Source organism: Paenibacillus pectinilyticus (genome assembly GCF_001700435.1).
Lineage (GTDB): Bacteria > Bacillota > Bacilli > Paenibacillales > NBRC-103111 > Paenibacillus_E > Paenibacillus_E pectinilyticus.
On the sequence record NZ_LYPC01000022.1, the window covers coordinates 234680 to 248970 of the forward strand.

16 protein-coding genes and 1 pseudogene are annotated in these 14291 nt (G+C 41.3%); 3 read left to right on the top strand and 14 right to left on the bottom strand.

All coding sequences use genetic code 11. The annotated features are described in order from the left end of the window. Positions 1-90 precede the first annotated feature (90 nt). On the bottom strand, positions 91-978 hold the full coding sequence (locus A8709_RS17380; protein ID WP_065853624.1) for a fructose bisphosphate aldolase: 888 nt from the start codon (positions 976-978) through the stop codon (positions 91-93). 202 nt (positions 979-1180) lie between these two features. Here A8709_RS17380 and A8709_RS17385 point away from each other — a divergent pair, with 202 nt between their 5' ends. Then, positions 1181-1462: a hypothetical protein gene (locus tag A8709_RS17385; RefSeq protein ID WP_065853625.1), complete on the top strand. Its 282-nt coding sequence runs from the start codon at positions 1181-1183 to the stop codon at positions 1460-1462. 134 nt (positions 1463-1596) lie between these two features. On the opposite strand, the gene A8709_RS17390 is transcribed toward A8709_RS17385, so the two are convergent. From A8709_RS17390 to A8709_RS17435, 10 genes and pseudogenes are all read right to left on the bottom strand, one after another. Further along, positions 1597-2052, bottom strand: a complete 456-nt coding sequence (locus A8709_RS17390) for a DinB family protein (RefSeq protein ID WP_065853626.1) — start codon at positions 2050-2052, stop codon at positions 1597-1599. Between the two features lie 24 nt (positions 2053-2076). After that, on the bottom strand, positions 2077-2469 hold the full coding sequence (locus A8709_RS17395; protein WP_065853627.1) for a VOC family protein: 393 nt from the start codon (positions 2467-2469) through the stop codon (positions 2077-2079). A gap of 170 nt (positions 2470-2639) precedes the next feature. Beyond that, the gene (locus tag A8709_RS17400) at positions 2640-3023 is read right to left on the bottom strand and encodes a VOC family protein (protein ID WP_065853628.1); all 384 of its coding nucleotides are present in this window, start codon (positions 3021-3023) and stop codon (positions 2640-2642) included. Beyond that, complete coding sequence (locus A8709_RS17405; RefSeq protein WP_065853629.1) at positions 3020-4240, bottom strand: MFS transporter; 1221 nt, start codon at positions 4238-4240, stop codon at positions 3020-3022. Before A8709_RS17405 ends, A8709_RS17400 begins: the two co-directional genes overlap by 4 nt. A gap of 110 nt (positions 4241-4350) precedes the next feature. After that, positions 4351-5349, bottom strand: a complete 999-nt coding sequence (locus tag A8709_RS17410) for an ROK family protein (RefSeq protein WP_065853630.1) — start codon at positions 5347-5349, stop codon at positions 4351-4353. A 175-nt stretch (positions 5350-5524) separates the two neighbouring features. Continuing rightward, positions 5525-6346 (bottom strand): SDR family oxidoreductase, encoded by an 822-nt coding sequence (locus A8709_RS17415; RefSeq protein ID WP_065853631.1) that lies wholly within the window; start codon positions 6344-6346, stop codon positions 5525-5527. A gap of 138 nt (positions 6347-6484) precedes the next feature. Then, positions 6485-7081: a TetR/AcrR family transcriptional regulator gene (locus A8709_RS17420; protein WP_065853632.1), complete on the bottom strand. Its 597-nt coding sequence runs from the start codon at positions 7079-7081 to the stop codon at positions 6485-6487. 288 nt (positions 7082-7369) lie between these two features. Continuing rightward, positions 7370-7793: pseudogene (locus A8709_RS17425) on the bottom strand (VanZ family protein); the annotation flags it as partial. 123 nt (positions 7794-7916) lie between these two features. Further along, complete coding sequence (locus tag A8709_RS17430; RefSeq protein ID WP_244163231.1) at positions 7917-8612, bottom strand: DUF421 domain-containing protein; 696 nt, start codon at positions 8610-8612, stop codon at positions 7917-7919. Positions 8613-8819: 207 nt separating this feature from the next. After that, entirely contained in the window at positions 8820-9671 is an 852-nt protein-coding gene (locus tag A8709_RS17435; protein ID WP_208607699.1) for an SDR family NAD(P)-dependent oxidoreductase, read from the bottom strand. A gap of 86 nt (positions 9672-9757) precedes the next feature. Between A8709_RS17435 and A8709_RS17440 the strand changes: the two genes are divergently transcribed. Then, the gene (locus A8709_RS17440) at positions 9758-10123 is read left to right on the top strand and encodes a MerR family transcriptional regulator (RefSeq protein ID WP_065853636.1); all 366 of its coding nucleotides are present in this window, start codon (positions 9758-9760) and stop codon (positions 10121-10123) included. Between the two features lie 12 nt (positions 10124-10135). On the opposite strand, the gene A8709_RS17445 is transcribed toward A8709_RS17440, so the two are convergent. The 3 genes from A8709_RS17445 to A8709_RS17455 are packed head-to-tail and all read right to left on the bottom strand — an operon-like array spanning position 10136 to position 13790. After that, a complete protein-coding gene (locus A8709_RS17445) occupies positions 10136-11227 on the bottom strand; it encodes a GerAB/ArcD/ProY family transporter (protein WP_065853637.1) in 1092 nt (363 codons plus the stop codon). Further along, positions 11224-12366 carry a Ger(x)C family spore germination protein gene (locus A8709_RS17450; RefSeq protein ID WP_167357116.1) on the bottom strand — a complete coding sequence of 381 codons (1143 nt, stop codon included), beginning with the start codon at positions 12364-12366 and terminating at the stop codon, positions 11224-11226. Before A8709_RS17450 ends, A8709_RS17445 begins: the two co-directional genes overlap by 4 nt. 26 nt (positions 12367-12392) lie before the next feature. Then, entirely contained in the window at positions 12393-13790 is a 1398-nt protein-coding gene (locus A8709_RS17455; RefSeq protein WP_065853639.1) for a spore germination protein, read from the bottom strand. Positions 13791-14033: 243 nt separating this feature from the next. On the opposite strand from A8709_RS17455, the gene A8709_RS17460 reads away from it, so the two are divergent. Further along, complete coding sequence (locus tag A8709_RS17460) at positions 14034-14234, top strand: hypothetical protein (RefSeq protein ID WP_065853640.1); 201 nt, start codon at positions 14034-14036, stop codon at positions 14232-14234. Positions 14235-14291 lie beyond the last annotated feature (57 nt).

A 14291-nucleotide genomic window follows, 5' to 3' on the forward strand; every position in this document is an offset into this window, starting at 1 on the left:
GGACTAGTATATGTCCTTGAACCGCTTTTTCTTTCATTAAACTTGCACGTTATTACCCTGAGCACACTAAACCCGATCGCTATCGGCTCCTTAAGAGATCGACGCTTCGTATATGGACTTAATAGAACTGGTGAGTATCTCGTTAAACTGCTCATCCGTTTGTTGATCAAACAAACCTTCTGCCAATGCGCGAGAGAAGCTAGCGATCAAGCCGTGATTGCGGTTCAGCCGTTCATTAGCTTCTTTCTGGTCATACCCGCCGGATAATGCGACAACCCGAGCTACGTGCGGCTCGTCCATCAGATCACGATAGAAATCGTCCTCGCTTGGGATCGAGAGCTTCAACATAACGGTAACCTCGGGAGCAAGAGCGGACAACTGCTTGAAGATTTCATCCTTTAAGATCCGTTCCGATTCCCCTTTGTCGAGGCTGTTAATATCGACTTCAGGCTCGATGATGGGGACAAGTCCTGCGGACCAAATTTGCTTACCAAGCTCGAACTGCTGCTCGACTACCTTGCGTATCCCTTCCGGATTCGCCTCGTGGATAACCGATCGCATCTTAGTTCCAAAGACGTTCCGCTCGACCGCTCGCTGAAGCAAGTCGTTCAGATCCGGAATTGGCTTTAGCAACTGTACGCCCTCAGCTATTTCTGCCAGCCCCTTGTCAACTTTCAAAAAAGGCACAATACCTTCCTTCTCCCACAAGTAATCGGTCGTAAAAAGCCCATCGATCTTCCGATCCATCGTGTTCTCGAACAATATTGACCCTAGGATGTACTCCGCGTTAAACGCAGGGCTCTTGATAATGCGTGTCCGCATTTCGTGCACCAGCGCAAACATCTCCTCGTCACCAGCATAGCGGCTCGGTTCGATGCCGTACTGCTGGAGCGCTTTCGGTGTACTCCCTCCGCTTTGGTCCAACGCTGCGATGAACCCTTGACCCTTGCGAATTCGTTCCATCTGCTTCGTATTCATGTACGGAATTCCTCCCTAAAATGCTTTTCATTTATTGTACATCAAATCGATTAATATTGGAAAAAGTGTCGAGCTGCGGCGAGCACAAAAACGGAAGCCGAATATTTACCTTTAATATTGTCTCTGGTAAATGTTTCTAAAATACGCAAACTGTTTACTTATGATCATAGAGTTAAAATAAATCTTAGGAGAGTGGTACAATATGAGTTTCCTTAAAACAAAATTGATTTTGATTCTTGCCTGTTCGAGTTTAATGGTTCCGAGCGTCATTAGCGCTGCAACTGAGACTCCAGCTACGCCATCCTACATGTATTTGAATGGCAGTATTCATACCAATGTCCATGGTATTTATATTCCTGGCCGTTATTTAGTTGATGAAGATACAGTAGCCGTATATATTCCTGGAGGGATAGGAATTCTTGCTGTAGATAAGCATACTGTTTTACCTGAGGGTACCATATTCTTAAATTCGTATACTCCGTAAATAATTATTCGCTAAGTGTTCGAACTATACTGCCATATCGCTTAATGAGGCTACCATCGCGGCAGCCTCATTTTACATGTAATTGAACATAGGTTCTCAATACCATTTCGAGTAATGGAGATAATTTGTCACTATTAGAGCCTCGCGAACGTGATGTAATCGACTTGGGCAGGCTCTGCTGAGTCAATTCGGAGTGCCCGGTTGATCTGTCCCCGGTGATATTGCCCATGTAAGAGGACCTGCAACAGGATGTCCCTGACGGAAGTTCGGAACGGAACCCCCATTTGGTTCGCATACTCAATCATTTTGTCCAACTCGGATTCCTCGAGCCCTTCGATATAGACACGATAATGCTCCGCGTTTTCTTCGAACATCGTCCGGATTGCGATCAGGTCGTCTGCTTCCTCCCACAACGAATATTGCGCGCTGCCCTTGCCCAGTAATCGGGAAAGCCATACTCTTTCCGCAACCGCGACGTGGCGAACCAGCTTCAAAAGGTCCTTGTTCTTCGTTTCACTCTCCTCGAGCGCGTCCAAAATGCGTCCGTCCGCCCAGATCAGGTGGTCCATCATACATTTGATTGTCTTCATTTCGGTTTCCCCCTCTTCATCCTATTACAGTAACTGGGCAATCTCCCACAAATGTCCGTCCGGATCGGCAAAACAAGCCGTCCTCCGACCCCAGGGGCGCGTTATCGGTCCATTCAATAACGTAACACCCCGCTCTTGCAGCTCATCGCATACCCGGTCAACGTCTGGCACTTGGATCGTGAGCTGAAACCGCGCGCCATCTCCGGTACCAACCTGAGCCGGCTTAATTAACTCCCAGGCATTCGATTGTTTCAACAGATTGATGCTTGTATTTCCATAATCGAACACTGTGCAGTTTTCATCCTCATATAAGATCGTAAGATTGAACGCCTCTTGGTAGAATGCCTTAGATCGATACAAATCCTCCACAAACAATGTGATTTCGCTAATTTTGTTCGCCCATTTAACAGTCGTCATCAGTCATCCGACCCCATTTGCATTTTTTTACAGTCCTACTTGGATCATACGAATTGCCCTTTCCATTGTCAATATGAATGCAGATCGCAGCAATGATTTTCGCAAAAAAACGCCTCATTTCCAGGGCACTAATATTTATTTAAATTTTGGGCATTAGATTTTAAATAGGCTCAAACCGTAATTTCAATTTGATTATTTTCTGGTCCTAAAACGCAACTTTCGTAATAACCATCACCCGTTGTACGAGGGCCACTTAAGATTGAGTAACCAGCAACTGAAAGCTCCTTAGTTAATAAGTCAACTTTATCTGTGCTGCCGACACTAAAAGCCATGTGGGTCAGTCCTGTCCTGGTCAACGTTTTGTCTCCATCCGTCATATTCGGCCTAGACATGATTTCTAAAACAGCCCCTTCATCGAAGGTTAGAAAATACGTTTTTAGCCCAGTCTGAGCATTATAGTATTGATCATTGGATTTGGCATTAAAGAATTGGATGAAAAATTGTTTATTTAGCTCCAGATCATTTACATACATAGCAATGTGTGCGATTTTCACAGGCTATTCCCCTTCACTAGTTTATTTAAGGTACGATTCACCTTTTCCACACTTATCAACATTAGAGCGAGAAATACGAAGACGACGATTGGGAATAGAGATAAACTAATTTGTGATGCAAGAAGTCCAAATAGAGGGGGAAGCAATGTTGTTCCGGTGTATGCAACAGCCATTTGATACCCCATTAATTTGGCGGAATTATCGCGTCCGAAGCGAGCAGGCGTTTCGTGCAAAAGTCCAGGATAAATAGGAGCCAGGCCTAATCCAATAAGAATAATTCCAATGAGAGAAAATGTACCCGGTAATGGAAGTAGAAGAATGATTGCCCCTACAATGGTTATTATCTGTCCATATCTAATTAACACACGATTACTGACTTCAAGCGCAATAAATCCGGTTATCAACCTACCTAATGTAATGCCTGCATAATACAAGGAGATCCATCGGGCCGCACTCTCAGCGGATATTCCCCGCGGACCAACCAGATAACTGGCCCCCCATAATCCTATGGTCATTTCCACGCCACAATAAAATAGGAAAGCAATTAAAGTAGGTTTTACACCTTTGATTTGTAGGATATTTATTTTTGTCGGAGGTGAATCGATCGACTCACGTTCTGGTAGATTACTCGTTTCATTCATTTTTAAACGTTCATCTTTACGTTTGGCAGCTACACGTTTCCATAGTGGTAGCGTCACAAACAATATAACAACCAGTGAAAACTGAACAATGGATACCGCAACATATCCCCCTCTCCAAAAGCCGTTATCCCTTAGATAGCCTGACATTACAATTGGACCCATGGTAGCCCCAACGCCCCAGAAACAATGGAGCCAATTCATGTGATGAGCTTTGTAATTTTCAGCTACATAATGATTTAAAGCAGCATCAACAGAACCACCACCAAGCCCAAGGGGAATAGCAAAAATAATGAGCCACAGCATGGAAGGTGAAATAGAAAAACCGAGTAACGCTCCTGCTGTTAATGCGCAACTAATTAGCGTTACTTTTCCGGTTCCCAGACGTCTTACTATAGCACCGCTAGCTAGACTTGAAACAATGGTCCCCGCGGCTATCGTCATGGACACAACTCCCGCGGCCCCCATTGATGTCCCTAAGTCTTGCCACATGACAGGCCAAGCCGATCCCAGCAATGAATCTGGAAGACCAAGGCTAACAAATGCAAGATATATAATGAGTAAAAACCATGTAGCCATAAAATCACTCCCTTTAAAATTATACTTTATAAAGTAACTTTATTTAGTATGTGCGAATCTTAATTTTTTGTCAATATACGAAAGAACCCCTGGAATCTCAGGGGTCTTTCCTAATTAAAATGAATATTTGGTACTAACTCTTTTAATGTGAGCACTCGCATGCCCGATTCGAAATCCTCTTGAAACGTGCCTTGTTGGATCACTTCGGGATAGCTCGGCATGATATGTTCCTGTTGGTACCTCTCCCACTCGTTTCTCCAGAAACTTACGTCTAGCCTGTCTACATAAACGACAACCCTATCAGGCGCAAGTATAGCGTTCACTGTATGGATGAGCTGACATAAGGATTGGACGAATAATGTACTGTTCATTTGACTCCATTGTTGATCATGTGGGAGAAATTTAATCTCTCCAGCCATCCCGTTTTTACCTTTAACTAAACGCCCATTTAGATAAATGCCCATGCCTGGAGGATATTTTGTAGGAAAGTAAATGCCAACTAACGACCTATCTTCAGAAAATTCATGGCTCGCATAAAAGCCGCTGACAGCAGCATTAACGTCATTCTCTACCATAGCCGGTAAGTTAAACTTTGATTCAATTTCTTCAGCTAAACGGATTCCTTTTAATTCGCTATGACTAGTTACTGTCACTTCTCCGTTTACCGTTTGCCCTGGAATTCCAAGGCCAATCACTTTAACGGAAGGATAAAGATTGAGATAACGTTCAATATGATCGAAAAGGATTTGGCGTTCAAAACGTGGAACTAGATGTTCTTCTTTATGTAAAATTCGATTATCTAAGTTAACGACCATAGTGGTAAGGTGTTCGTTACCATGATTTTCTTTTAAACTGATCACAAGTGCTAGACTAAAATCGTAATTAAAACGATAGGTTAAAGCCGGTCTTCCACCGTTGGAAGGAACCGTTTCATCCTCAAATATCTCGCCCAGTTCGAGTAATTCTTTAACAAGAGAATTAACAGTGACTACACTGAGGTTAGTTAATTTGGACAGTTGTGGTTTGGTAGCCGTTTCAATTTGCTTAAGTGCTTGACGCACGTTATTTAAATTAATCTCTTTCATTAAGATAGCATTCGCATTTTTCACTGTTCTCCCCCTTATTGGTATCTATGTAATTGTATTGTAGACATGTTTCCTTAACAATTATCAATTCTACTCGTATATTATTATTTGAACAATCATGTAGACCTAAAAACAGCGACAACCATGGACGAGTAAATAATGTCCTGGATTGTCGCTGCTAAATTGGTGTATCTACTCCTTAATTATACCCTTGCATGATCATATCTAAGTATTGCTCGATAGGAAGCGACTTCCGTAGTCCCATTAAATGATTGCCCGCCTCGCCTACGACCGTCCGGAATTGATTGCTTTCTCCAGTTGCTTGAGCCGCGATGGCATCGACGATAGTTTGTGGATCATCGAGTTGATCTTCAGGACTATTTGTCATCAAGGTGGCTACCTTGTTCATCAAATCGTCGTAAGCCGTAATGTTCTCATTCTTATTCCAAATGATACTATGCACGAAATTGTTACCTTTGGAACCGCCTTGTTCAATGAGTCTAAGCTCGATGTTTAATGGCTTGAGTTCGTAGTAGAGACCTTCTGTTAATCCTTCCAAGGCAAACTTGGACATATTATAGAGAGAGCCAAGCGGGACTGCTGTAGTTACGCCCATAAAAGAGCTGATATTGATAAACATTCCGCCACCCGCGGCTCTGAAATGAGGTAGAAATTTACGAATCACATTGATCGGGCCGCGTACATTCACGGCAAACTGCCAATCAATGGTCTCTTCTGCGGCTAGTTCCAGCGCCCCATACGATCCCATCCCTGCATTATTAACTACAACGTCTATTTTCCCAAATGCTGCAATCGCATCAGTCACGGCTGTTTCTACTTCTTTCACATTTGTAACGTCTAGCTTGAAGATTTTAATATTGTCGTATGCAGTAAGTTCCTTTTCATTCTCCGGTGTGCGCATCGTCGCGGCGACGTTCCATCCGAGCTTCGCGAAATGAATCGCCGTCAATTTCCCTAGTCCTGAGCTCGTTCCCGTAATAAAAACTGTTTTAGTTGTCATCATAATTCCTCCGATATTGAATTATTTTTTCTATTGAATGTTCGTTCTATTAATTATGTTCTCTTACAATCCAAAAGATTAAGATATACATTTTATATCGAACGTTCAATCTAATTAGGCTAAAAGAATCAGGCAGAACTAACTGTTCGAACCTTCCTCTTTGCTTACCGCATTCCAACAAGCAAGGATTACCTTTTCGATATCTTCATTTGTTAGATCGTGTATGTTCTGTTGATATAACTTTAACAGATAGACGATTGAACCGTAATGCATGTGAACCATCATGAGCGGCTTAAGCTCAACGAATATACCTTCCTCAACCGCCTGCTTATATAGCTTTTCAAGGGATCCACACCAACCGCCATTGATGGCTTCCACCTTGGTTTGCTCATAAATATAGGGTGAGAATGAGTACTGCTCGATGAATCGAAATGCCTTTGGATAGTTCCTGCCCAGCTCGAATACATTTCTCCATGCCTGCCAAAATTGTTCCTGTATAGAGTTAATCTGGTACAGGTCCTTCGTTACAAACTCACCATTAAACAGAACGATCGCCTTATAAAGCTCATTGATGATATCTTCCTTACTGCTGAAATAATGATAGATGTTGCCTGTCGAGACGCCGGAATCCTTGGCAATCAGTGACATCGAAGTTGCCTGCAGCTCTCGGTCGATGATCAGATGCAGTGTTGTCTCCAAGACTGCTTTCTGAACTTTGTTGTATCGTTCGAACACGGCATTTCCTCCTTCCACATTAGCAGATCGAATGATCGTTCTAAGTATAAAATAGAACTTTGCTTAAGTCAACCAGCCAACCTCAGCATCCGCACAAAGCCGAACTCTCTCAGAGTCCGGCTTTTATCTCTTTACGTTACGGCAGTAGTCTGATTCTAAGCCCTAATCTATAAAATAATATCGCTTTACATGCAATGGCAATCAAAATAACAATGAGTACTGTTAGTACGAGGGTCAAACGCACTTTCTGCTCATCCTTAAAGATCCTTGATAAGACTTTATATACGTATATCCCAATGAATCCACCTAAGGAATTTAAAATAATATCATCAATGTCTGTAGCTCCAATTCCAAATATATATTGCAATATCTCAACAAGCAAACTAACAAGAAAAACAATAAGCATACTGATGGATAATCTCTTATCCTTTTTTAATAACTGTACATACAGACCTAAAGGCATAAACAAAATAATATTTCCCAATATATTCGTCATTACGATAATAGGTGAAACATGCAGTTCACCTGATAAATAACTATATATCGTATTAAATGGGATTACATCTAGAGATCTATAGTTTGTTCGATTTGGACTAAATATTGCTAAAGGTGAAACATACTTAAAAAGAAATATGAGAAGAAACAGATACATATAAGATATGAGAAAAACACCAAACAATATAAATGACGTCATGCGTCCTTTTACAAACATACTCACTTTCAACCCCGTTTCCTTGTTTACACAACATGCCTTCAGGATAAGGAACACTGATTAAATTAGAAGTGGGACAAATATAAAGTTTTTCTTAAATTTCACTTCGCTGAAGGTATCAGGCTAATCTTTTTTTACTTCCTTTAATTGATAATATAAACCGCTAGAGTCCGACCATTCCGCGAAAAGCACACGCTCATGATGCGAAATTCCGCTAAGTTGCAACAGCTGGTCCACCCACTCCCTGTCTCGACTCAAGCGTTTCAAAGTATCTTCATTGATGCTGCCGTTTTCAATAATGTAAGCGGGAAGACTGACGCTGCTCTGCTGGTCTACTGCATTACCGCTGATCTCCTCCGGGTCCTTCTGACGCAGCACACTGATGCTGCCGTTCGTCTCGAATAACGCATAGGCCACTTCACGCAGTGAGAAGATATTATTTTCCCGAAGCAGCATGCCCAGTTGGGCGAAATCGAGATTATTGCGCTTCATGGCTTTGAAATCAACTATGCCGTCTCGGATAATCAGATCTGGCGTTCCCGCGGCATAGCGGGACAGTCTGGGGAATAGTGCGATAAACTTTTCCAACCCTAGCGCTAGAAGCGTCCAGATAATCAAAGCGAAAAGTAGATGGCTAAGATGAATGTTATCATCATATATCGTATTGCCGACGAGTTCGCTGAGCATTAAAGAGGAAACGAAATCAAAAGCGGTCAATTGGGAGATTTCTTTTTTCCCTAATAGTCGAGTCATGATCAAAAGACCTATCATAGCGACGATAAGCTTGAGACCGATGCTTACATAAAGATTGGTATCCACCTTCATCTTTCCCTTCGAAGTATTCATTCAATTGATAAACTTAAAACTGTGTCTGAAGTCATTTTGCTAGTATGAAAGCTCCCTTATTATATCATCTGTTTGCAAATTCAGGATATTATCGGTATCCGCCTTTCTGTAAGACGTAGGAATTGCTGATTATCGCAAAAAAAAGCCCCTTTATCAGAGGCTTCTCAACATTTCTATTCGTTATTTGTACATGGTCAAGCTAAAGCGCCACAATTCATCCGCCAATTCTTTCTTATAGTTAGAAGACAATGGCACAATCTCTTTTTTTTCATTGAACAGTCGGCCACTGATTGTTGAGAGGGTCGGATCCAGTGCCAACTCCCTCCCTATCGGAGCATTTTTCTTAGAGAATAAAGTTCCGGCAATACTTCCAATTAACTTTGCAATCCCTGACAAGTCTGCTCCATAATTGGAATCCGTAACATACCCAGGGTGAAACACATTGGCCGTTATCGAGGTGTTCTTTAGTTGCTCACTTAAAGCAACAGTAAGTAAGACCCTTAACATTAGTGACTCTCCAACTACTCTGAATCCGCTATATTTCGTGCTTTTTTCAAGTTTCGGTAGCTCTACTTTGCTATGATTAATGACGAATGGAATAGCTCCAACAAGCAGAATTCTGCCTTGCTCGGCGTTTTTTAAGAGAGGTAGCATTTCGTTTATCAGCCAAAAATGTGCCAAATAATTGATTACAAAATTTTGATCATATCCCTCTTTCGTTACTTTCAAATCCGAATACATAACACCTGCAGCACTAACGAGAATATCAATATGATCATACTTCGTTTCAAAATCACTACGGAATTTCTTGATATCGTCCAAGGAGCATAAATCGACAGGATAAAATTCAACATGATCGTTGCCAGATTCGTTGATTATCTGATTCTTGGCTCGTATTCCTTTTTCTTTATCCCTGCCCAAAATAATTGTTATTATATTTTTCTTCGCTAAATCTAAAGCGGTTTTTTTTCCCACCCCAGACGTTCCTCCCGATATGACAGCAACTTTACTCTTATGCGCAACATTTTCCAAAGTAATCATCATCCTTTACTTATGCTGAGTTATATTTACAATATAAAGTGTGGAGTTAACTCAATAGCAAGGAGAGAAAATCTTACATGGCTAACGATGGAAAATATTTTTCTACGCAACAAACCACAGAATTAACTGGTTTATCAAAGGATACGTTACGCTATTACGAGAAAATCGGGATTCTCCAGTTTATTGGAAGAGATTCTAATAACTATCGGATGTATACAAAAGAAGATGTCGATTGGCTTATTCTGGTGAAATATTTAAGAGGAATCGGGATCGGAACAACAGAATTTATTGGCGCACAATCCACAAGTTTTAGTAAAAGACGCGAATACCTTGAGAATTATCAAATAAAAATTGAAAATGATATCAAGGAACTCCAGCGGATTAATGAAATTGTAAGCGAAAAGATTGCATTTTTAAAAACTAGGGAGAATGAGGATTTGTAAAATTAATTATTCTTATGCCTCTTGCAAATGTCTGCCTCTTATCAGGCTAATGATTAGAAAAACAATCGGAATACCAACAATGAATATCGGAAAAATAAATGTCGTCCAGACAAGGTTTGCATAATCCAATATTCCAAAGACGTTTGCAGGTATTAAAGAGATAGAGAAAATGACAGGCGCAGTAAAAATGATCATCCTCCGCCATTTCTGGATACCCAACAATTGTGCTGATCCATAACTGTTAATGAACAAATACATGGACAACTTTACTAACACGCTGAAAATCCAGATAAACACAATCCAGACATCCATATTTTGAATAAACTCTAGATAATTAATAAATCGAACCATAGCAAAATACGGAAAATACATACTCGATCCGATGCTCGTTCCGAATGTTGCAATAACCATAATCGTCGCAACGAGAGCTAGTATGGATGGAATGCAAATGGATAATAGAATCGGCTTAAGCAGTTTTTCCGGTTTTGCTATAAAAGGCGTTAACATCATGATCATCATGGATTCCCCAAGGAAAGAGGCATTCACCAATGATCCCTGTAGAATGGGCATGATGCCAGTATCAGCATATATAGGTAGAAGCAGTGCGATATGTAAATTGGGTATATTTAATGTGAACGAAATGACAATGCCGACGATAATCAAAGGTCCAGCTAATTCACTGAATCGTGCAATGGCTTCTACACTGCCAGCGAATGTAATGTAAACCATTGCCGCCATCATTAGAGCGGAGATACTCCAGACCGGTGTATCGTGAAATAGAATCTGCTTAATAAACAATGAGAATATGCGTAAAATATCGGCACATACGGAATACCAAACCACAAGATACAACAGGCTGATTAGCTTTCCAATCCACTTCCCAAAAAGCTTTTGAGCAAACTCTACCAGCGTTTGGGAAGGATGTCGTTGACTAACGCGAACGAGAATTGTCGTTAAGCCCAGGCCAATAATGCCTGCCACCACAATGGAGATCCAAGCATCTTGTTTAGCGATTTCAATCGTCGGCGAGATAGTTAGCCAAATCGACATGGAGATCTCCAATGTTGTAAACATCCAAAACAATTGCCAGGTTGAAATTTTCATTCTCTTTCCCCTTTATCTCCTTTTCTTACGATTCGCTTGCGAATATCTCCTGTACTCTCAATATCCAACTTGACATCCACCGCCACTTCAACAGTCGGAAATAAATCATCCCAATGATTGCGAATTTCTTTCCAACGATAAGGATGTTCTCTGTGAAATTCTTCGCCGATTCCGAATACATCTTGCCCAAACTTAGTCTGTAACTTCTGTATTGTTTCTTCTACTCGCTTTGCTTTGATTGCATTCAACTTATTTTCGATGTGGACGCGCTCCGCGGATAAAGAGAGATCAATGTCCGTATTGTTTTCAAGTACCCTTCCAGTGCCTACGAGTTTGATATAGGCTTTCAGCTTATCACCCTCAAATTGCGTTCGGATGGTCTGTTTTAGATTGGATTCATATAAAGAAATACTTCCTTCCTCGATCTCTTCCGTCACGAATTGATTTCTCAATACACCTTTGATCCAAAATAATTCGAGTGATTCTCTCCCGCTCACTTCCCCGACCATTTTCAAATCTTTATTAAAGATAGCAACTGATCTGACATCAAAAATTTTGTCTTTCTCTTGCTTATTCATTGGCGAAATCTCAACCATCGGCATGGACGGGCGAATCCCATCCCTCCCCGCATCAATTAAAACATCTCTCAAAGCCGTGTCTCCTAAGCGACAATATCGGTCTTGATCAACAGCCACAATCGATGAAAATTGATTGAACGGACTGTTAATATTCAAAACTTCCCTTCCTTCTCCGTTATTCACAACGAAAATATCTGTCCGCAAACGCGTATCCGTATTTCGTGTAAATTGATCCATAACGTCAATCAGACCATTCCGTGCCAATTTCTCTCCGATAAAAATAGCTCTACGATGCCCCAGAAAAACTTTACGGGGCAGCTTGTCTTGAATTTGTTGGGTCAAATCTACGATTGATTTTCCAGTCGCCGTTAATACAATGTTCGCTCTTTGACTCTTCCCCTCGCCTCCCCGGATACTTTTGAAATCAGCGGGAACCGCGATTTGAGCGCTTTTTTGAAGTTTGCCGCTTTCAGTTAAATCCAATGCTGTTCCAATCCAGAAGGCATAATCGTTAATTTCATTCCGGTCCCAGCATCCAGAGAGTATCACTGTTTGTATCAAAAGAAGCATGAAACAACCGGTTCTTTTCATTGTTTGTCTTGTGCCGCTACATACTTTTTATTCATTCGTATAAGCGTATCCTTCCAAAAAGTTGCACCAATAGGGGCCACTGGTTTTAAATAAGGCATACCGAATGACTTGAGGGTAACTAGATGAATCATGATGAACATAATCCCGATCGCAATACCATATAGACCAAGGACTCCACCTGAAATTAGCAGCGGAAACCGCAGCATGCGAAATGGTAATGCCAGACTATAGCTAGGAAATGCAAACGAGGCGATCCCGGTACCTGCAACGATCATCACAATGGGAGCTGAGATAAACCCAGCTTGGACGGCTGCTTCCCCAATAACGAGTGCACCTACGATGCTTACAGCTGACCCGATGGCTTTAGGCAGTCGAAGACCGGCTTCTCGTAATCCTTCGAACATAAGTTCCATCAATAAAGTTTCAATGACCGATGGAAATGGAATGCCTTCTCGCGCCGCTGAAATACTAAGCATCAGCGCAAGTGGAATCATCTGTGGATGGAACGTTGTAAGCGCAACATAGATGGATGGAACGAGACAAGACATAATGGCAAGTAGAAACCGTAACAGTCTGACGGCCGAGACGTATAAGAAACGTTCATAATGATCTTCAGCGGCTTGAAAACCTGCCCAGAATGTCATTGGCAGCAGCAATGCGTTTGGTGAGCCATCAACAATTATGGCCACTTTGCCTGCTAATAGACTTGCAGAAACGGTGTCTGGCCGTTCTGTATTTTGGATTTGTGGGAACAGGGATAAAGATTTGTCCTCAATAAATTCTTCAATATACCCTGAATCTAGTAGTTGATTGGTGTGAAAAGCTTGAAGTCTTGCCCTAACTTCTTGAAGCAATTCTGGTTTGACCTTATCTTCGATGTAAGCAACAACAAACGATGTATGGGTCAACTCACCTGCTTGAAGATTTTCAAACTTAAGTTTCGAATTACTTATTTTTCTTCGAATCATGCTTAAATTTGTTTTTAGGTCTTCTGTGAACCCTTCACGCGGACCGCGTATAGATGCTTCATTTGAAGGCTCATTGATCGCGCGTTGTTTGAAAGCAGTTAGTTCGGCCATATATCCAAAAGGGTTACCATCCAAAAAGATGGCCGTACAACCTTTCAGCACTTTTGCTATGATTTCCGAATAGTGAACTTCCATTTTAAACTGTGTCAGTCGATCGACTTCACGACTTATCATACATGCCGAAATAATCTCTTCCAATTTGTTAGAATCCGTTAATTCTTCAATATACACGAGTAGAATATTCGCTTGATCCGGTAATTTTAGAGGCCTAATTACGACATCCGCACAATTTTGAAAAACTTCATGCATGACGTCTTGATTGATTGTCATGCTTTCGCTCACTTTTACAGGCATGGTGGGCTCCACAACGTACCCCCTTTCCATAAATTTCATTGAATATTATGTGCGTTTATTTGTTGCCTTATTCGAGTGATTAACAAGAGAGACTATGCTCAAAGCAATGACTTATGGCGTTTTAGGAATAGTTTTCATGAAAACTCCACGCATTTATATAGATACCGACCGTTCCCCCTACTATTCTCTTGAATATATTAAGTTTAAGTAGACGCAAGAGTTTACATTATTCTATTTATATTTGGAGGAGATTTTGTGAGATTTGTCATGAAACTACGCATGTTTATCGGAAACAATGTAGAACTGATTCTTTCAAACGGAGACATCGTCAAAGGCGTTCTGGCAGAAGTGAACTGTTCTTACATTATTGTTCAGACAGCAAGCGTACCCGGTTACGACGGTGAAGATGAATTGCTTATTCGCACCCGTTTGATAGATTATGTTCGGGTTATTTAAGAAGTATCGTAAGCATTCACAGAAAAGCGTGTGCTTGATTATTGCTTCGTACGGGAG

What these genes read in the sequence shown, in the direction of transcription:
- A8709_RS17380 (WP_065853624.1), bottom strand. Translation starts at nt 978, where the DNA reads ATGAATACGAAGCAGATGGAACGAATTCGCAAGGGTCAAGGGTTCATC.
- A8709_RS17405 (WP_065853629.1), bottom strand. Translation starts at nt 4,240, where the DNA reads ATGGCTACATGGTTTTTACTCATTATATATCTTGCATTTGTTAGCCTT.
- A8709_RS17390 (WP_065853626.1), bottom strand. Translation starts at nt 2,052, where the DNA reads ATGAAGACAATCAAATGTATGATGGACCACCTGATCTGGGCGGACGGA.
- A8709_RS17395 (WP_065853627.1), bottom strand. Translation starts at nt 2,469, where the DNA reads ATGACGACTGTTAAATGGGCGAACAAAATTAGCGAAATCACATTGTTT.
- A8709_RS17445 (WP_065853637.1), bottom strand. Translation starts at nt 11,227, where the DNA reads ATGAAAATTTCAACCTGGCAATTGTTTTGGATGTTTACAACATTGGAG.
- A8709_RS17415 (WP_065853631.1), bottom strand. Translation starts at nt 6,346, where the DNA reads ATGACAACTAAAACAGTTTTTATTACGGGAACGAGCTCAGGACTAGGG.
- A8709_RS17440 (WP_065853636.1), top strand. Translation starts at nt 9,758, where the DNA reads ATGGCTAACGATGGAAAATATTTTTCTACGCAACAAACCACAGAATTA.
- A8709_RS17385 (WP_065853625.1), top strand. Translation starts at nt 1,181, where the DNA reads ATGAGTTTCCTTAAAACAAAATTGATTTTGATTCTTGCCTGTTCGAGT.